Raw genomic sequence first — 17,754 nt, forward strand, 5'->3', positions numbered from 1 at the left:
CCAGCCAGGCCCGGACCGCGGAGTAGCCGTCGACCTCGCGGTGGATCCGCCAGGCTTGGGCCTCGATCACCTCGGCCAGCACACGAGCGTGCACGGAGTTGATGAGGGCGGCGGCCCTGTCGAGGTTGGTGTGGATGGCCTCGGACTTGACCGAGCGTTCCTGGTTCGATGCCTGGTTGCCTGCCATGTGCCACACCCCTCTCTCGCGGTGTCCGGTGTTCGATCGTCCTGCCGGTTTCCGGTGGCTTGTTCGCCTGATACTTCAATGATCCCAGGTCAGGGCTGGTTTGCCATCACTCTTAGGGTGCGAATGCTTTCACGTTCCGACCCCGAACCGTCTGCGGCCCAAGCGGAAAGCCGAGCGACACTCCAAACAGGCCCCGCCCGCCGCCGGTCCCGGCCACGCCGACACGACCCCAACGACCCCGCTACCTCTTCGTCGCCGCCAAACCACCCGCACCACCCACACACCCGACAGCCGAAGACAGGACCAGGGCCGCCCTCCTACCCCGTCGTCGCTGACAAACGACCCGGGCTCACTCCACACCCGCAGCCCGACGTCCGGCCCCGCCCAGCCCTTCAGCTCCGGGACCGGTCCCAGTCGGCCATCAGTAGGCCCGCATCGTCCAGTGCCTCAATGAGGTTGTCCACTTCCCACCGCAGCACGCTCCGTCGCACCCGGGTCTCCGCATCGCCCTCCGCCAACTGCTCATCGAGCCTCCGCGCGGCCTCCTCCAAATCCACCGGCAGCGGCGGCGACTCGCCCCGAGCCAGCGCCGCCAACCGTCGGTACGCCGCATCCACCGCCGTCCCGAACGCCTCCACCCCCGGCAGTCCCACCGCCTCGCCCCGCCCCACGCTGGCGTTGATCGCCACCAGCGCCCGCGCCGCCCGCGACAGCGCCCCTTCAGCGCCCAGCGCGTCCGCCGACATCGGCCCCGGCCCGGTCACCGGCTCGGCCTTCGCCTGCTCGGCCGCGGTGGTGAGTGCGGCCCGCTTTGCGCGCACGTCGTCGATCACCGCGTGCATGGTAGGGGCGTCGTAGTCGGCCGGATGCGCCTGCCGGTCCAGTGCCAGGCGCGCGTAGTCGCTGTAGGAGTCGACCAGTTCCGCCAGCAGGTCGCCCAGCCGCCGCGTCTGCCAGCTCGGCGCGAGCATGTAGAACCCGATCGACAGCGAAGCACCCACCGATGTGGACACAGCCCTGCCCACGGCCGCGCCGAGTGCGTTCTCTCCGGAGAGGTCGAGCTGGAAGACCGTGAACCCGGCGACGGCGGCGGCGAACACCAGCATCGACACCGGCCGCACCCAGTAGGCCAGCAGCGCGAACGCGAGCACGATGAGACTGAGCCACATCGCCTCGTGCGGCACGACGATGCTCAGCATCGAGGCGAAGACCACGCCGCCGAGCGTGCCGACGGCCCGGGTCACGCCCCTGGTGAGGGTTCCGGCGAAGTCGGCCTGCAGCACCAGCCACGCGGTCACCGGGATCCAGTAGCCGTATCCGCCGGGCCAGGCGATCCCGGCGGCGGTCGCCAGCGCGACCACGCCCGCCCTCCTCAGGGAGTGGTGCACGATCGGGTCGGACCAGTGGAGTCGGGCGGCGAGTTTGGCGACCGCTTCGCGGGCTTGGCCGGTGGCGTAGCGCAGTGTCGGGTCGGCGCCGACGATGTCGTCCGATCCGGTGGCGATCCGGCCGGCGTAGCCCTCGGTGTCGTGGAGGGTGCGCAGCAGGCCGCTGATCTCGGCGGGGATGGTCCCGGTGGAGGTGGCCACGGGGTTGCGTCCGAGTCCTTCGAGGAGTTCGTCCCAGTCGAGGGCGGCGGGCCTGCGGGAGGTGATCTCGTCGGCGAAGTGGCGCAGGAGTCCGGCGGCGAGGCGGAGCGCTTCGGAGTGGAAGGCGACGGTGTCGAGGTCGCGGGCGTCGGCGCGGGCCCGGGCGGAGGCGACGCGGGCGATGGCGGCGGAGACGGCGTACATCTGGGCACGGGCGTCGAGGACGGCGGCGGGGAGGGCTCGGCGTTTGTCGAGTTCGCGGGCGGCTTCGACGAGCGCGCCGGTGCGGTAGGGCGCGCGAGGGTCGTCGGCGAGGGCTTCGGCTTCGTCGGCGAGGGCCCTCCAGGCTCCGGCGAGGACGCGGCGGTCTTCGGCCCACCGGTAGCGGGGTGGCAGGAGCGCTGTGAGCGCTTGGACGGCGCCGCCGGCGCAGACGGCTGCCGCGGCGGTCCACGGGTCGGTGCCTTCGGTGAGGTGCTCGGCGAGGAAGAACCCGAGTCCGGAGACGGTGAGTGTGACGCCGGTGGCGGTTGAGATGGAGCTGAGGAAGGTCAGTGCGAGGCCGTAGAGGGCCGCGGCGGCGACCAGGAGGACGGGGTGGCCGATGGAGCCGAGGAGGAGCCCGCCGGCGCCGGCGAGGCCGATGAGCAGGGGCACGCCCGGTTCGGTGCGGCTGCCGGGCGTGAGCAGGCCGACGCCGCCGAGCCAGGCGCCCATGACCGCGGCGGTGCCCCAGGCGGGGGCGTCGGCGAGGTGGACGACGATGAGGACGGCGGCGAGGCCGCCGGCGGCGCGGAGCGCGAGTATCGGGGCGGCCTCCCCGGCGGTCCATGACCGCAGGTCTCGGCCGACCCGTCTGAGCGATTCGGCGACGCCGGGGTTGAGCACGCCCCAAGGCTAGTGGCCCGGGCGGGGCGATGCGGCCCGCGCGCCGCCGCGCCGCGCGGTGTGACGGCCGCGACCGGTTACGCTTGACCACATGCAACAACCGGTGCTGGTGGTCGACTTCGGGGCCCAATACGCGCAGCTCATCGCCCGCAGGGTCCGCGAGGCCCAGGTCTATTCGGAGATCGTGCCGTCCGATATGCCGGCGAGCGAGATGCTCGCCAGGAACCCGGCGGCGATCATCCTGTCGGGCGGGCCTTCGAGCGTGTACGCCGACGGCGCGCCGCACGTCGACGAGGACGTCTACGGCTCGGGCGTGCCGATCCTCGGGATCTGCTACGGCTTCCAGGCGATGGCGCAGTCCCTGGGCGGCACCGTGACGCGCACCGGCACCTCCGAGTACGGGGGCACCGAGCTGAAGGTGACCGCGGATTCGAAGCTGCTGGAGGGCCTGCCGGACCGCCAGTCGGTGTGGATGAGCCACGGCGACTCGGTGACCGCGGCCCCCGAGGGCTTCTCGGTGGTCGCCTCGACCGCCGGTGCGCCGGTGGCGGCGTTCGAGAACCTGGAGTCGAGGCTCGCGGGTGTCCAATACCACCCGGAGGTCGCTCACACTCCCCATGGTCAGGCGGTCATCCGCCATTTCCTGCACGACATCGCCGGTATCGAGCCGTCGTGGACGAACGCGCAGATCATCGACGAGCAGGTGGAGGCGATCCGCGCTCAAGTCGGCGACAAGCAGGTGCTGTGCGCGCTGTCGGGCGGGGTGGACTCCTCGGTCGCGGCCGCGCTGGTGCACCGGGCGATCGGAGACCAGCTCACGTGCGTGTTCGTCGACCACGGGCTGCTGCGGCAGGGCGAGTCCGAGCAGGTCGAGAAGGACTACGCGCAGCTGACCGGCATCGATGTGCGGGCCGTGGACGCCTCGAAGCAGTTCCTGGCGGCGCTGCAGGGCGTCTCGGATCCCGAGGAGAAGCGGAAGATCATCGGCCGCGAGTTCATCCGCACGTTCGAGACCGCCGCACGGGACGTCGCCGCCGAGAAGGACATCGAGTTCCTCGTCCAGGGCACGCTCTACCCGGACGTGGTCGAGTCCGGCGGCGGGACCGGCACGGCGAACATCAAGAGCCACCACAATGTCGGCGGGCTTCCCGACGACCTGCAGTTCGACCTGATCGAGCCGCTGCGGACGCTGTTCAAGGACGAGGTCCGCGCTATCGGCATCGAACTGGGCCTGCCGGAGGCGATGGTGTGGCGCCACCCGTTCCCGGGCCCGGGCCTGGGCATCCGCATCATCGGGGAGGTCACGCGCGAGCGCCTCGACCTGCTGCGCGCGGCCGACGCGATCGCGCGCGCCGAGCTGACGGCCGCCGGCCTGGACCGGTCGGTGTGGCAGTTCCCGGTGGTGCTGCTGGCCGACGTCCGGTCGGTGGGCGTGCAGGGCGACAGCCGCACCTACGGCCACCCGGTGGTGCTGCGCCCGGTCACCTCCGAGGACGCCATGACCGCGGACTGGTCGCGGCTGCCCTACGAGCTGCTGGCGAAGATCTCCACGCGGATCACCAACGAGGTGCCCGAGATCAACCGTGTCGTCCTCGATGTCACCAGCAAGCCCCCGGGCACGATCGAATGGGAATAGCGGTCCCTTGATCAGGTCGTACAGTTGAGGGATGCAATTCCGGATAGCTGCGTACGGGGAGGTACGTGACGAGAACGGCCGGCTCCTGTTGACCCGCCGCCGTCGAGGCGGATGCGAAGCGGGTCCCTGGCACCTCCCAGGCGGTGTGATCGACCACGGGGAACCCCCGAGGAACGCCGCCGGGCGACTGGTCCACGAACACACCGGTCTCGACGTGGCCGTGACCGAGCCGCGGGAAGCGGTCGCGGTGGCCAGGCGCGGCACGCACACCAACGCGATCATCTACCGGGCGACCGTCGCCGGCTCGCCCGACGAAGGGTACGCCGCCGAGTGGGTCGACCCGGCCCGCGCCGCCGCCGACCCGCATTCGCCGTTCGTCTCGGCGTGCCTGGGCCTGGCCGACGACCGGCTGGCCGGGCGGGTCGACAAGACCCCCACCGAGCTGCGGCCCACTCCGCCGGCAAAGGCCAAGAAGGGCCGCCGCAGGCGCGGTCAGCGTTTCGGCGCGTACGGCGTGGTCGCCGACGCGGCCGGGAGGATCCTGCTCGCCCGCATCGCCGACGGCTACCCAGGCGCCGGGACCTGGCATCTGCCCGGCGGCGGCGTCGACTTCGGCGAAGCGCCGCGGGCGGCGGTGTTCCGCGAGATCTACGAGGAGACCGGGCAGGACGCGCTGGTCGGTGAACTGTTGAACGTAACCTCGTTCCGGCACCGCCGCGCGATCGGCCCCGAAGGCTACCCGCTGGACTGGCACGGGGTCCGCGCGATCTACTCGGCGACGGTGACCGACCCGTCGGCCGCACAGGTCGTCGAAGCCGCGGGCGGTTCGACCTCGGAGTCGCGCTGGTTCGACGCCGACGACCTGGCCGACCTGCCGCTGTCGGCGGCCGTGGAGGACGCGCTGCAGGTCGTCGACCTGAAGACCCTCGCAGCCCGCCCCAGCGCCTGAACCTCAGATCCACCTGGCGATCTCGGTCTCCCCGGCCCGGATCGGGTCACCGGGGGAGACGTGCGCCTCGGCGGCCCCGGCCGGCAGGTACACGTCGGTGCGCGAACCGAACCGGATCAGTCCGTACCGCTCGCCCTTCGCCAGCGCCGCGCCGACCTTCGCGCGGTTGACGATCCGCCGCAGCAGCGCCCCGGTGCGCTGGGCGACGACCACGCGGCCGCGCGGGGTCACCAGCACCGTGTAGCAGGCGGTGTTGTGCTCGGCGCTCGGCGAGCTGACCTTGGAGTAGCCGCCCTTCTCCAGGAACACGTCGGCGACCTCACCGGCCACCGGCGAGCGGTTGATGTGGACGTCGAGGACCGACAGGTGCGAGGAGATCCGCAGCCACTCGGAGCCGGCGGTGCCGGTGGCCGCGCCGAACCGTTCGTCGACGACGGTCTCGATCGCCGAGACGCGGCCGTCGGAGGCGGCCAGGACGGCGCTGGGGTCGTCGTCTTCGCCGCGCAGGTCGGCCTCGCGCTGCGGGTCGCGGAAGAACGCCGCGGCCGGACCGGCCGCGGCGGCCGGCAGCATCCACGCCTTCGACGCCGGCCGCAGCCGCTTGACGGCCACCGCCGCGCCCAGGAGCAGACCGCCGATGATGACGCCGTTGGAGTCGACGTGCATGCCGGGAGTCAGCGGCACCGACGAGGCCCGCCACGCCGGCGCCAGTTCCTCGGCGGGCGCGATGCCCCGCGGCTCGGCCTCGCTCGCGGCCGAACCGATCCGGAGCTTGTGGATCCGCAGCGGCGGGAAGGACCGCACGATCAGGTCGGTGCCGATGCCGTACTCGGCGACCAGTTCGGCGATCTCCTCGCGAGCCGGGGCGGTCAGGGTCGCGGCGAAGGACAGCACCCCGCCGGGCAGGACCTTCTCGCGCAGGGTCGCGATGTCGGCGATGAACGCCTCGGCTTCGACCGTCACCGGCGCGGCGAGCATGACCTGTTCGGCCGGTTCGGCTTCGGCGAGGTCGGCGATCACGGTGACGTTGCCGGCGGTCCACGAGCCCTCGGCGTCGAGCGCGGCCCGCAGTTCCTCTATGGAGCCGGGTTCGCACACGACCGTGAGGCGGTCGGACGGCATGAGCGTCTCCAGTGCCGCCGTCAGCACCGGGTTCCCCCAGGCGGCGCCCACGACCAGGCCGCTCTTGGGGCCGCGCCGGCGGCTGAATTCGTCGGTGATGCCGCGGGAGGCGGCTTTCGAGATCGGCATAACCCAGACTATAGAGCGCTCCGGCGGCCGCCCGGCCGCTGCCGGGGGTCGCTCGCGCACGGCCCCCGCCGCCACCGAACGCGGTGATATGACCGAAACATGCCTTTTTGTCATCGTACTTTTGGTGTGATCTGCGCGTCGTTCAGCCGATCGGCCGCGCCGGGCCGCCGACCAGGATCGTTCCCCATTCGACAGCGGAGCAGACTTCACCGCCTCAGGAGGACCCAAGACCCATGACACGACACTTGAGACTCGCCGCGTTCGCGTCCGCGACCGCCCTCACCGCACTGGCGGGCACCGCGGCCTCGGCGCAGGAGACCGACGACGACGCCCCGGTCACCGGCGACATCGTCATCACCGAGGGCCTGGAGCTGACCGGCGAACTCGACGGCGACCGTTTCGACGTGTGGGCCAACGTGCTCGGTCTCAAACCCCACGGCACGGAGGAGACCCTCCAGGTCTACTGCATCGACATCCGCACCGACCTCGACGGCGAAAGCCCCTACGCCGAAGGCGACTGGGACGCCTCCGGCGTGGCCAACCTCGAACAAGTCCGCTGGGTGCTGTCCAACGGACACCCGAACGTCGGCGCCGAGGCGCTGCTCGACCGCTCCGGCGCCGCGCCGGCCCCCGACTGGGACACCATGGACACCGCCCGCGTCGCCTACGCCGGCACCCAGGCCGCCGTCTGGCACTTCACCGACGGCTTCGCGCTCGACCCCGACGCCCCCGTCATCGACGGCACCGACGAGCAGAACGAGGCCGTCGCCGCGGTCTACGCGCACCTGACCGAGAACACCGGGCGCCTGCCCGACCCCTCCGAATACCACATCACCCTCGACGGCATCGACGAAGCCTCCTATGAGAATGGACGATTCGGGCCGTACACCATCCGCTCCAACTCCGGGACCGTGACCCTCGCCGCCGAAGGCGGCCGCCTGGTCGACGAGGCCGGCGACGACGTCGACGCCCTCGACGACGGCGAGGACTTCCACATCGTCCTCGACGAGGACTCCACCGGCATCACCATCACCGGCCACGCCGCCTTCGACCTGCCGGTCGGCCGCGTCTTCCTGGCCACCACCGAGGAGTCGATCACCGAAGGGGTCACCGAATACGCCAAGTCCGCACCGTCCCAGCAGCTCATCCTCGCCCAGCCCCGCGAAGCCGAGATCCCCGCCGAATGGACCTTCGCCCTCGAGTTGCCCGAGACCGAGCGGCCCGCCGAACCCAAGCCCCAGCTCCCGGTCACCGGGGCGGGCCTGAGCGTCTTCTTCGCCGCCGGCCTGGTGCTGCTCATCGGCGGCCTCACCGCGATCGCGCTGACCCGCCGCAGGTCCGCGGCCGAATAGACCGACCGATGCACGCGGGGGAGTGTTCCGCCCCCGCTGCCGCCGGAGAGTCCGAATCTCTTCGACCCGGTTCGGGCCGGGCGCTCTCCGGCGGCTCACCGACCTTGCCGAACGCATGGTGCAGCCGGGGCCGCGACATCGTCGCGGCCCCGGCCTCGCGCGTCCCACCGGCCTCATACGCCGTCGCGACGATGCTCCGATACCGAATCGTTATAGTCCCCAGTGCTCCCTTCTGGCTCCGTTGAAGGTCCGAAACGCCAGTTCGCGGCGGCCGCGGAGCCGCGACGGCGCGCGATGCAACCGGCGGGCGGTCATTAACGTGTCGTAGGCAGAATCAACGCGTCAATCCCTCGGAAAATAAAAGGGAACTCACCTATGATCAGAAAAGCCCTGAAAGGGACACTGGCCGCCGCCGCGGGAATCGCGCTCGGTCTCGGAGCCGGCGGCGCCGCCCAGGCGCAAGACGACGACGCACCACCGGTCGCCTCCGGCGACGTCGTCATTGAAGACGGCATCCAGCTCCATGGCGCGACCGGCAACCAGAGCCCGGAAGCGGCCATGCTCGGCCTCCGGCTCAGCGAGGACAACGTCCGCACCGTCTACTGCATCCAGATCCACGTCGACCTCCTCAGCTCCTACGTTCACCAGGAGAGCGCTTGGGAGGACACCAAGGTCGACAATCTCCCGAAGGTCCTCGGGGTTCTGCTCAACGGCTACAACGGCTCCAACGCCGACGCGGTGATGGAGGCCGCTGGGCTCACCGCCGGTGAGATCGAGGGCTACAGCCCCGACCAGATCGCCTACGCCGGCACCCAGGCCGCCGTCTGGTCGCTGACCGATGACTGGCAGATCCGGACCGGCGACGCGACCGGCGGCGGCGCCGACCTCGACACCGCCGTCGAGACCATCCAGACCCACCTGGTGACCAACGCCCCGCCGGCCGAGGAGCCCGCGCCTCCGGCCTTCACCCACGACGACTCTGAAGCCGTCGTCGACGGCAGCACCGTCGGGCCGTTCACGGTCCAGACCAACATCGACTCGGTCACCTTCCAGCAGCCCGAGGGCGCCACCATCGTCGACGAGTCCGGTGAGGCGCTCAGCGAGTTCATCGACGGGCAGACCTTCTACGTCGAATTCGAGGAGGCTGAACCGGCCACAGTGTCTATCGTCACCGACACCGTCGTCTGGTCGACTCCGGTCGGCCGTGCCTTTGTGCCGGTCGACGACGCTGGCGAGACCGTCACCGGCCAGAACCTCATCCTTGGTGAGGCACATCCGCAGGAGTTCAGCACGCCGCTGACCTTCGAGCTCGTCGTCGAAGAGGCCCCGGCCTCCGAGAGCCCGTCGCCGAAGCCGCAGCTGCAGACCACCGGCGCGAGCACCGCGACCGTCGCCGGTGTCGGCGCCGCGGTCCTGGTCGCCGGCGTGGTCGCGATCGTGCTCATGCGCCGCCGCGCCGCCGCCGCCGGCGGCGACTGGGGCAGCGAGGAGCAGTAGCGGCCCGCTCTGAGAAGTGAGATCCGACCCACGCGCCCGCTGGCTGTGCCGGCGGGCGTGTGGCATACTTGGCGACGTGAACCAGAACGCGCGATTTTACTTTTACTACGGCACGGGTCGTCCGGGCCGTAGGTCGTCGCGCTGACTGCGAACCTACTGCCCCGGGCGAAGCGCCCGGGGCATTTCCGCGCCTGGGGCTCCAGCCCGGTCACCGTGAACCGAGCACTCTCCGAAGGAGCGACCCTGATGTCCACCACCACTGCCGCCGACCAGGCTTCCACCGAGGAACTCGACGACCTGCGCGGCCGGATCGACGAACTCGACGCCGAGATCATCCGCCTCTGGCACGAGCGCGCCGGCCTGTCCAAGCGCATCGGCGAGATCCGCATGGCCAACGGCGGCACCCGCCTGGTCCTCGACCGCGAACGCGCCATCCTCGACAAGTACCGCAGCGCGCTCGGCGAGGACGGCGTCCAGATCGCCATGCTCATCCTCAGGGCCGGACGGGGCCCGCTTTAGCGCACCGGGGCCGTGCCGCGCCGACCGTGCCTCCTGGGGAGTGTCATACCCGGCGCGGCATAATGGCAGCTCTATGAGTGACGCCACCGAAGCCCTCCTGACCGGCCTGAACGAACCGCAACGACAAGCCGTCGAGCACGCCGGGTCCCCGCTGCTCATCGTCGCGGGGGCGGGCTCGGGCAAGACCCGCGTCCTCACCCACCGCATCGCCCACCTGCTGGCAGAGCGGGGGGTGCACCCCGGCCAGGTCCTGGCGATCACCTTCACCAACAAGGCCGCCGCCGAGATGCGCGAACGCGTCGCCTCCCTGGTGGGTGCCCGCTCCCGCGCGATGTGGGTCATGACCTTCCACTCCGCGTGCCTGCGCATGCTGCGCCGCGAGGCCCACCGGCTGGGCTGGAAGTCGAACTTCACCGTCTACGACGCCGACGACGCCCGGCGCCTGCTCACCCAGATCGTCAAGGACCTCGGCCTGGACTCCAAGAAGCAGTCGCCGCGCTGGTTCGCCGCCGAGATCTCCCGGCTCAAGAACGAGCTCATCGGCCCCGAGCAGGCCGCAGCCGACGCCGACGGCGCCCGCGCCCGGCTCATCGCCGACGTGTACGCCCAGTACACCGAGCGGCTCCGCCTGGCCGCCGCGGTCGACTTCGACGACATCATCGGCGTCACGGTCGGTCTCCTCCAGGATTTTCCCGACCTGGCCCGGTCCTACCGGATGCGGTTCCGCCACGTCCTGGTCGACGAGTACCAGGACACGAACCACGCCCAGTACGTCCTCGTGCGCGAGCTCGTCGGCACCGGCGAGGACGCCTCGGAACTGTGCGTGGTCGGCGACGCCGACCAGTCCATCTACGCCTTCCGCGGCGCCACCATCCGCAACATCATCGAGTTCGAGCGCGACTACCCCGACGCCAAGACGATCCTGCTCGAGCAGAACTACCGCTCGACCCAGAACATCCTCGACGCGGCCAACCACGTCATCCAGAACAACACCCAGCGCGGCAGAGCCGGCGACAAGAAGCTCTGGAGCGACGTCGGCGACGGCCCGACCATCCTCGGCCACACCGGCGACAACGAGCACGACGAGGCCGCCTGGGTCGCCGGCCGCATCGACGAGCTCGCCGACGCCGGCGAGACCACCTTCGGCGACACGGCGATCTTCTACCGGACCAACGCCCAGTCCCGCGCCTTCGAAGAGGTCTTCGTGCGCCGCGGCATCCCCTACAAGGTCGTCGGCGGCGTCCGCTTCTACGAGCGCAAAGAGGTCCGCGACCTGTTGGCGTACCTGAAGCTCACCGTCAACGGCGACGACACCGTCGCCGCCCAGCGCGTGGTCAACGTCCCCAAACGCGGCGTCGGCGACCGCGCCGTCGCCGAGGTCGAGGCCCTGGCCGCGAGGCTCGGCGTCTCCTTCCCGGCCGCGCTGCACCGCGTCGACGAGGCCCCGGGCGTCTCGGCCCGCGCCCGCAGCGGCATCAAGCGGTTCTGCCAGATCGTCGACGAGGCCACCGCCCTGGCCGAGACCGCCCCGCCCGAAGAGGTCCTCGACAAGCTCATCGCCGACACCGGCTACCTCGAAGGGCTCGAGCAGAGCAACGACCCGCGCGACGAGGGCCGGGTCGAGAACCTCCAGGAGCTCGTGGCCGTGGCCCACGAGTTCACCGAGCAGGCCGTGCGCGGCGGTGTCGACGACGAGGACGACGCCGCTCCCGACGTCGCCTCGTTCCTCGAGCACGTCGCCCTGGTCTCCGACGCCGACGCGATCCCCGACCCCGAGGCCGAGGACGGCGGCCAGGTCACGCTCATGACCCTCCACACCGCCAAGGGCCTCGAGTTCGACACCGTGTTCCTCACCGGCATGGACGACGGCATGTTCCCGCACGAGCGGTCCATGTCCAAGCCCGGGGACCTCGAAGAGGAGCGGCGCCTGGCCTACGTGGGCCTCACCCGGGCCCGCAAGCACCTCCACCTGACCCGCGCCGGGACCCGCAACGTCTTCGGGCAGCCTGAGTTCTACGCCGCCAGCCGGTTCTTGTCGGAGATCCCCTCGACCTTGATCGAATGGACCGAGTCGGCTCCGCCGCCCCGACCGGTCAAGAGCAAGACCCCCTCGTTCGGGCAGCCGATCGCGGTGCGCGAGGCCGGGGACGTGCCGGTCCTCGAAGTCGGCGACCGCGTCAACCACGACAAGTGGGGGCTCGGCCGGGTCGTCGAGCTCAAAGGCTCCGGTCCGCGCGCCCAGGTCCGCATCGACTTCGGCGACGGCGAGCCCAAATGGGTGATCCTGCGGCTCGCGCCGCTGACCAAGCTCTGATCGGCGGTCAGCGCAGCTCGAGGCCGGCCGACTCGAGGTACCCGAGCGGCTCCACCGGCTCTCCGTCCACATGCACTTCGAAGTGGAGGTGGGGGCCGAGGGAGAAGCCGGTGTTGCCGGCCTCGGAGATCTGCTCGCCGGCCTCGACCCACTGGCCTTCGGCGACGGTGAGCTCGGAGTTGTGCGCGTAGCGGGTCTCGACGCCCTCGCCGTGGTCGATGATCACGACATTGCCGTAACCGTTCTGCCAGCCCGCGAACGTCACCGTGCCGGGGTAGGCCGCGTAGATCGGCGTGCCGACCGCGGCCGCGAAGTCGACGCCGTTGTGGTTGCGGCCCCAGCGCTGCCCGAACAGCGAGGTGATGTCGATCCGGTCGAGCATCGGCGCCCACGTCACCTGCGCCTCCTGGACGGCGACCGGCGAGACCCGGGAGGTCTCCTGCGAGGCGCTCCGCTGGACCTGCGACGACGGTTCGGCATCGACCGGCCCGCTCGCCTGCGACCGGTGCTGCTCGGGCGCGGCCGACTGCGCGGCGATCGCGGCGACGTCGGCGGCGGCCTCGGAGTCGGCGGGTGCCGGGTCGCCGGCCGGCATGCCCGCGGCCGAGGCGATCGCCACGGCCGAGGCCCCGGCGACGGCCGTGCCGACCACGGCGGTGTAGCGGCTCTGCGTGCCGCTCAGCAGCGGTGAGAGCTCGGCGGCCCATGAAGCGCGGTGACGGCCTCGCAAACGGTGGGGCCGGGCGGCATGACGTCGGACGGTGCAGGCGTGGGCCGGTCCGCGTTCGGACATCGATCCTCCGGGTCCGTGGCTTCGCTCATCGCCCCGGACCGCTCCGGCGGTGTCCGGGCGTGAGCCTGACGACCGGGTCACCGTAACGCCGTGCGCGGCACCGGCGCGAGATTCGTCACCGGCCGGTGTGTCGCAGCAGCTCCCGGGAGGCGGTGAAGAGCCGCACCACCTCGGTGCGCACCTCGGCCCGCTCGGTCAGCCTGCGCGACCACGGGATGCGGACGGCCGCCTCGCCGCCGGGGACGGTGACGGCGAAGTCGCCGCCGTCGCCGTCGAGACCGGTCATGCGGGCCGCGGTCGCCTCGGGGCGACCGCCGGCGGCCCGGCAGATCACGAGCGTGTCTTCGGCGTGGTCGACGTTCATGTGGCGGCAGATCGCGGCGACGGCCTCCTCGCCGAACGGATCGGGGGAGGCGAAACCGGCGGCGAGCTCCTCCAGCAGCGCTCCATTGTAGTCGTAAGCGCCGAGCACCTCGTCGATGACGGCGCGCCGCTCGCTCTCGCCGAGCGCGGCCGCGTCCAAACGCGAGCGATATTCGTTTTTGAAGGCGCCGATGTCGTCGATCGACGCGAAGCGGTAGAAGGCCGCGCCGCGCTCGGCGAAACCGTAGGCACGGCGCGCGGCCTTGCCGAACGCCTGCCCGCCAGAGAGATCACCGAGGTAGCGGGTGTAGGAGTGGGCGATGTAGCCGCCCGGATCCGCGTTCGCGGACCGCTCGATCCGCTCGACGTACCGGCTCGTCGACTCCAGCGGAGCCGCGACCGCCCTCCAACCCGGTCCGATGAGGAACTCCAGGTCAGCCGCGATCGCCTCGGCCCGCAGCAACTCGTCGAAAACGAACGCCCCGGCGACCGGGTGGCCGCGCCAACGCTCCCCGGCGGCCTCGATCGCCTCGTACACGAAGTACTGCTGAGCGTGCCAGCGCGTGTAATCACCGACCGGCAGCGTGCCGTCGAAGAGCCGTTCGAACACCCCGGGCGTGCCCGGCCGGTCGTCCGCGGTCGGGTCGAGCGCCTGGTGGCGCACCCAACTCGCCCGCCGGAGGCGAACCGAGAACGGCGCTGCGTCGAGGTCGTCGGCGGAGGTGTTCGCGGTCATGGACGGCCCCCAAAGCTGCGGCGGTGATCACAATCGAGAGTAAGGCAAGCCTAACCGGAGACGGTGGTTTTCGCCACGGACACCGGGCGTCGGACCCGTCCGCGCGCCTCCGATCCGCATCGGCGACAATGAGGGAAGTCGCACTCATACGTACGGCTGAGCCAGAATTAGCCTTAGATTCAGTCCACAGGACTTCCCATGTGAGAGAGGACTGTGGCACGATGGCTGTACTGGTCCCCATGGCTACTACCAATTCGAACCTCACGGGAGGCCTCGTGAAACCGGTCAGACTGCTCAAGAAGCTCGCCGCTGCCGCCGCAGCCGGCCTGCTCGCGCTCGGACTCGTCGCTGGGACCGCCTCTGCCGCATCCGCCAGCTCCGGCGAGATCGGCGTCCTCGACCCGACCGGCGGCAGCTCCGGTGAGATCGGCGTCGTGGACCCGAACGGCAGCTCGGGCGAAATCGGGTTCTCCTCGACTTCCAGCTCCGGCGAAATCGGATAACGGTTCCACGTCCGTGGAGTCCTTAGGTGGGCGAGTCGGTGATCCGGTCGCGGTACCCCACCCTCTTCAGGGTGCTGCCGTGGGTGTTCACCGTCATGGTCCTCGCGGGGGGCGCGGCCGCACTGATCGCGTTCGGCCCCCCCGCTCGCTTTCCCGTCATCGGGTTCCCGCTCCTGGTCGGAGCCTTCCTGCTCACGCAGGGCCTCCTGGTCGAACACCACGCCAGAGGCCTGCGGATCGCGTTCAACCTCACTGACATACCGCTGGTCGTCGCCCTGTTCTACCTGGGCCCGTTCTGGGTCGTGGCGGCCCGCCTCGTCTCGTCCCTGATCTTCTACACCGGACGGTACATCCGCAAGGACATCGGGGCCTTCAAACCGCTGTTCAACATCGGGCTCACCACCAGCGGCACCGCCGTGGCGACCGGCTTCGTCCACTTCGTCGGACTCGGCGCGGCCACCGACCCGAGGACCTGGGGCGTCCTGGTCGGCGCGAGCCTGCTGACCGGACTGGTCACCACGATCCTCATCTCCATGGTCCTGTTCGTCATCTCCGGATGGGACAGCGTCGTCAAAGCCTGGCTGGCCTTCTCGCTCACCCTGATCGGACCGATCCTGGCCGCCTCGGTCGGCCTGATCCTCCTGGTGCTCTTCGACGCCACCATGTGGGCCGCCATCCCGGTCGCCATCGTGACCGCCGCCATGCTCTACCTGGCGCGCAGCTACATGAAACTGCGCCAGCAACGGCACGTCCTGCGCGAGCTGAACACCTTCACCCAGCTCGTCGCCGACTCGGTGCGCTCCAACCGGCTCATCGACGCCATGCTCGGACGACTGCGCGAGATCCTCGCCGCCGAATCGGCGACCGTCTGGGTCCCCGCCGGCGGCCGCTACCCCGAGATCCGCCTCACCGCCGAACTCGACGAAGTCGGGCTCACCGACCTCGACCCGGTGCCCGAATCGCTGCAGCGAACCGTCATCGCCACCGGAGAGCCCCTCATGATCGGCTCCAAGTCCGGCACCCGCCACCAGCGCGAAGAACTCCAGGCCGCCGGACTGCGCGGCGCCATGCTCGTGCCGCTGCGCAGCGGCGACGACGTCTACGGATGCCTCTCGGTCGCCGACCGCATCGGCGGCGAGATGTCCCTGTTCGTCCCCGTCGACCTCGAACTGCTCGAGACCATCGCCGCTCACGTCAGCGTCGCGGTCGACAACTCCCGCCTGATCGACCAGCTCCGCTACGACGCCTACCACGACCCGCTCACCGGCCTGGCCAACCGCCGCCGCAGCCTCGCCGCCCTCCAAGAGGCCCTGCGCATCACCGTGCCCAGCGAAGTCGTAGCCGTCCTCATGTTCGACGTCGACGGCATGCACGAGATCAACGACGCCCTCGGCCACGAGGCCGGCGACGCCATGCTCGTGGAGTTCAGCCGCCGCCTCACCGAGCACGCCCCCGACGCCTCCTTCATCGGCCGCATCGACTCCGACGAATTCATCCTGCAGACACGCCTGCCCTCCACCGAAGCCGCCGCCGACATCGCCCGGCGCCTGCGAGCCGAGCTGCAAGGCCCCTTCGAGTTCAGCGGCGTCGCCGTCGACCTCTCGGCCGCCGTCGGCGTCGTCACCCACCCCGACTTCGCCACCGACGCCGACGAACTGCTCCAACGCGCCGACAGCGCCACCCGCCAAGCCAAGAACGCCGGCGACGGCGTCCAGGCCTACCACTCCGGGCTCGAGTCCGAGAGCCTGCGCCGCATCGGCCTCGCCGCGGACCTGCGCCGCGCCCTTGACGGCGACGAGCTGGAGGTCCACTTCCAGCCGATGGTCGAACTCGACGGCGGCGCGCTGGCCGGCGCGGAGGCCCTGGTGCGCTGGTCGCATCCGACGTACGGTCCGGTCTCGCCCGAGGAGTTCATCGCGATCGCCGGCTCCACCGGGCAGCTGGGCAAGCTCACCGACATGGTCCTCGACGAGGCGCTGCGCCGCTCGGTCGAGTGGTCCCGCGAGGACGGGCCGCTGCCGATGGCGGTGAACCTCTCGCCGCGCACGCTCGCCGACGCGGCCTTCCCCGGCCGGGTCGCCGAACTGCTCGAGCGGTACGCAGTGCCGCCGGAGCGGCTGACGTTCGAGATCACCGAGGACGACATGGTCGCCGACGGGTCGCGGCTCTCGCCGGTGCTCGACCGGCTCCACGCGATGGGCGTGCGGCTGTCGGTCGACGACTTCGGGACCGGCTACTCGTCGCTGGCGTACCTGCGGCGGCTGCCGATCCAGGAGATCAAGATCGACCTGCGCTTCGTCCAGGGTATGGCCACCGACCGCGACGACCGGGCGATCGTGCGGGCCGTGCTGGGGCTGGCCCGGCACTTCGAGGTCGACGTGGTCGCCGAGGGCATCGAGTCGCACCAGACCGTGGAGGAGCTGCGGGCGATGGAGTGCGAGACCGGCCAGGGCTACTACTACTCGCGGCCGCTGCCGCCGGACCGCTTCGCGGCCTGGCTGGAGAGCCAGGGCGGCGGCGATTCCGGGCGGCTCCGCGCCGTCTGAGAACCGCCCCGGACCGCCGTTGTGGTCTGAACCGCATGAGCGGCCCCGCTTAGGAACTCCGGCCGGGATCATGTACTCTTGTCAAGGCCGCGTGAGAGCGCGAGCGCCCCAATAGCTCAGTCGGCAGAGCGTCTCCATGGTAAGGAGAAGGTCAACGGTTCGATTCCGTTTTGGGGCTCGGAAGCACTGCCGATCCGTACATCGGACCAGTGTTTCGACTGCCCTCGCAGATCCATCTGGTGGCAGTGGGCACACACGGCGGTGTAGCTCAGTGGTAGAGCAAACGACTCATAATCGTTGTGTCGCCGGTTCGATCCCGGCCATCGCTACTCGTGATCGGCGTCGACTGCTTACCGAGCTAGGCTAGTCGACGCTTTTGTTTTGTCCGGTCAGCGGACCAGCAGGGTCCGCTGCATTTACGAGGAAGGCACTCATCGTGGCCAAGGCTACCGACGTTCGCCCCAAGATCACCATGGCGTGCGTGGAGTGCAAGGAGCGCAACTACATCACGAAGAAGAACCGGCGGAACAACCCCGACCGGCTCGAGCTGAAGAAGTACTGCCCGCGCTGCAAGACCTCGCGAGCTCACAAAGAGACCCGCTAGGCCCTCCAGAGCGGCATGCTCAACGCT

14 protein-coding genes and 2 tRNA genes are annotated in these 17,754 nt (G+C 70.5%); 11 read left to right on the forward strand and 5 right to left on the reverse strand.

All coding sequences use genetic code 11. The features are described from left to right. A partial coding sequence (locus ACYVL2_RS18490; RefSeq protein ID WP_460546091.1) for a hypothetical protein occupies nucleotides 1-187 on the reverse strand: 187 nt, incomplete at its 3' end. A 392-nt stretch (nucleotides 188-579) separates the two neighbouring features. Continuing rightward, a complete protein-coding gene (locus ACYVL2_RS18495; RefSeq protein ID WP_460546093.1) occupies nucleotides 580-2,664 on the reverse strand; it encodes an FUSC family protein in 2,085 nt (694 codons plus the stop codon). 91 nt (nucleotides 2,665-2,755) lie between these two features. Here ACYVL2_RS18495 and guaA point away from each other — a divergent pair, with 91 nt between their 5' ends. Beyond that, on the forward strand, nucleotides 2,756-4,300 hold the full coding sequence (guaA, locus tag ACYVL2_RS18500; protein WP_460546095.1) for a glutamine-hydrolyzing GMP synthase: 1,545 nt from the start codon (nucleotides 2,756-2,758) through the stop codon (nucleotides 4,298-4,300). Between the two features lie 31 nt (nucleotides 4,301-4,331). Continuing rightward, on the forward strand, nucleotides 4,332-5,249 hold the full coding sequence (locus ACYVL2_RS18505; protein ID WP_460546097.1) for an NUDIX hydrolase: 918 nt from the start codon (nucleotides 4,332-4,334) through the stop codon (nucleotides 5,247-5,249). Between the two features lie 3 nt (nucleotides 5,250-5,252). Here the strand turns inward: ACYVL2_RS18505 and ACYVL2_RS18510 are convergent, their stop codons facing one another. Beyond that, nucleotides 5,253-6,500, reverse strand: coding sequence for a phosphatidylserine decarboxylase (locus ACYVL2_RS18510; RefSeq protein ID WP_460546099.1), 1,248 nt, complete (start codon nucleotides 6,498-6,500; stop codon nucleotides 5,253-5,255). 233 nt (nucleotides 6,501-6,733) lie between these two features. On the opposite strand from ACYVL2_RS18510, the gene ACYVL2_RS18515 reads away from it, so the two are divergent. The 4 genes from ACYVL2_RS18515 (at nucleotide 6,734) to pcrA (ending at nucleotide 12,182) form a co-directional block, all read left to right on the forward strand. Next, complete coding sequence (locus ACYVL2_RS18515; RefSeq protein WP_460546101.1) at nucleotides 6,734-7,852, forward strand: thioester domain-containing protein; 1,119 nt, start codon at nucleotides 6,734-6,736, stop codon at nucleotides 7,850-7,852. A 375-nt stretch (nucleotides 7,853-8,227) separates the two neighbouring features. Further along, nucleotides 8,228-9,349 (forward strand): thioester domain-containing protein, encoded by a 1,122-nt coding sequence (locus ACYVL2_RS18520; protein ID WP_460546102.1) that lies wholly within the window; start codon nucleotides 8,228-8,230, stop codon nucleotides 9,347-9,349. 246 nt (nucleotides 9,350-9,595) lie between these two features. Next, nucleotides 9,596-9,868, forward strand: a complete 273-nt coding sequence (locus ACYVL2_RS18525) for a chorismate mutase family protein (protein ID WP_460546104.1) — start codon at nucleotides 9,596-9,598, stop codon at nucleotides 9,866-9,868. Nucleotides 9,869-9,941: 73 nt separating this feature from the next. Beyond that, on the forward strand, nucleotides 9,942-12,182 hold the full coding sequence (gene pcrA, locus ACYVL2_RS18530; protein WP_460546106.1) for an ATP-dependent DNA helicase: 2,241 nt from the start codon (nucleotides 9,942-9,944) through the stop codon (nucleotides 12,180-12,182). A 7-nt stretch (nucleotides 12,183-12,189) separates the two neighbouring features. Here pcrA and ACYVL2_RS18535 read toward each other — a convergent pair whose 3' ends face one another. Next, nucleotides 12,190-12,975 (reverse strand): M23 family metallopeptidase, encoded by a 786-nt coding sequence (locus ACYVL2_RS18535; RefSeq protein WP_460546108.1) that lies wholly within the window; start codon nucleotides 12,973-12,975, stop codon nucleotides 12,190-12,192. A gap of 115 nt (nucleotides 12,976-13,090) precedes the next feature. Further along, complete coding sequence (locus tag ACYVL2_RS18540; RefSeq protein WP_460546110.1) at nucleotides 13,091-14,074, reverse strand: biliverdin-producing heme oxygenase; 984 nt, start codon at nucleotides 14,072-14,074, stop codon at nucleotides 13,091-13,093. A 275-nt stretch (nucleotides 14,075-14,349) separates the two neighbouring features. Between ACYVL2_RS18540 and ACYVL2_RS18545 the strand changes: the two genes are divergently transcribed. The 5 genes from ACYVL2_RS18545 (at nucleotide 14,350) to rpmG (ending at nucleotide 17,727) form a co-directional block, all read left to right on the forward strand. Next, entirely contained in the window at nucleotides 14,350-14,577 is a 228-nt protein-coding gene (locus tag ACYVL2_RS18545) for a hypothetical protein (RefSeq protein ID WP_460546112.1), read from the forward strand. A gap of 26 nt (nucleotides 14,578-14,603) precedes the next feature. Then, a complete protein-coding gene (locus tag ACYVL2_RS18550) occupies nucleotides 14,604-17,123 on the forward strand; it encodes a putative bifunctional diguanylate cyclase/phosphodiesterase (RefSeq protein WP_460546114.1) in 2,520 nt (839 codons plus the stop codon). A 105-nt stretch (nucleotides 17,124-17,228) separates the two neighbouring features. Next, a tRNA-Thr gene (locus tag ACYVL2_RS18555) sits at nucleotides 17,229-17,301 on the forward strand. A 79-nt stretch (nucleotides 17,302-17,380) separates the two neighbouring features. Then, a tRNA-Met gene (locus ACYVL2_RS18560) sits at nucleotides 17,381-17,452 on the forward strand. Nucleotides 17,453-17,556: 104 nt separating this feature from the next. Continuing rightward, nucleotides 17,557-17,727, forward strand: a complete 171-nt coding sequence (rpmG, locus tag ACYVL2_RS18565) for a 50S ribosomal protein L33 (protein ID WP_460546154.1) — start codon at nucleotides 17,557-17,559, stop codon at nucleotides 17,725-17,727. Nucleotides 17,728-17,754: the final 27 nt, after the last annotated feature.

The organism is Glycomyces halotolerans, from assembly GCF_054779575.1.

What these genes read in the sequence shown, in the direction of transcription:
- guaA (WP_460546095.1), top strand. Translation starts at nt 2,756, where the DNA reads ATGCAACAACCGGTGCTGGTGGTCGACTTCGGGGCCCAATACGCGCAG.
- ACYVL2_RS18505 (WP_460546097.1), top strand. Translation starts at nt 4,332, where the DNA reads ATGCAATTCCGGATAGCTGCGTACGGGGAGGTACGTGACGAGAACGGC.
- ACYVL2_RS18510 (WP_460546099.1), bottom strand. Translation starts at nt 6,500, where the DNA reads ATGCCGATCTCGAAAGCCGCCTCCCGCGGCATCACCGACGAATTCAGC.
- ACYVL2_RS18515 (WP_460546101.1), top strand. Translation starts at nt 6,734, where the DNA reads ATGACACGACACTTGAGACTCGCCGCGTTCGCGTCCGCGACCGCCCTC.
- ACYVL2_RS18520 (WP_460546102.1), top strand. Translation starts at nt 8,228, where the DNA reads ATGATCAGAAAAGCCCTGAAAGGGACACTGGCCGCCGCCGCGGGAATC.
- ACYVL2_RS18525 (WP_460546104.1), top strand. Translation starts at nt 9,596, where the DNA reads ATGTCCACCACCACTGCCGCCGACCAGGCTTCCACCGAGGAACTCGAC.
- pcrA (WP_460546106.1), top strand. Translation starts at nt 9,942, where the DNA reads ATGAGTGACGCCACCGAAGCCCTCCTGACCGGCCTGAACGAACCGCAA.
- ACYVL2_RS18535 (WP_460546108.1), bottom strand. Translation starts at nt 12,975, where the DNA reads ATGTCCGAACGCGGACCGGCCCACGCCTGCACCGTCCGACGTCATGCC.
- ACYVL2_RS18540 (WP_460546110.1), bottom strand. Translation starts at nt 14,074, where the DNA reads ATGACCGCGAACACCTCCGCCGACGACCTCGACGCAGCGCCGTTCTCG.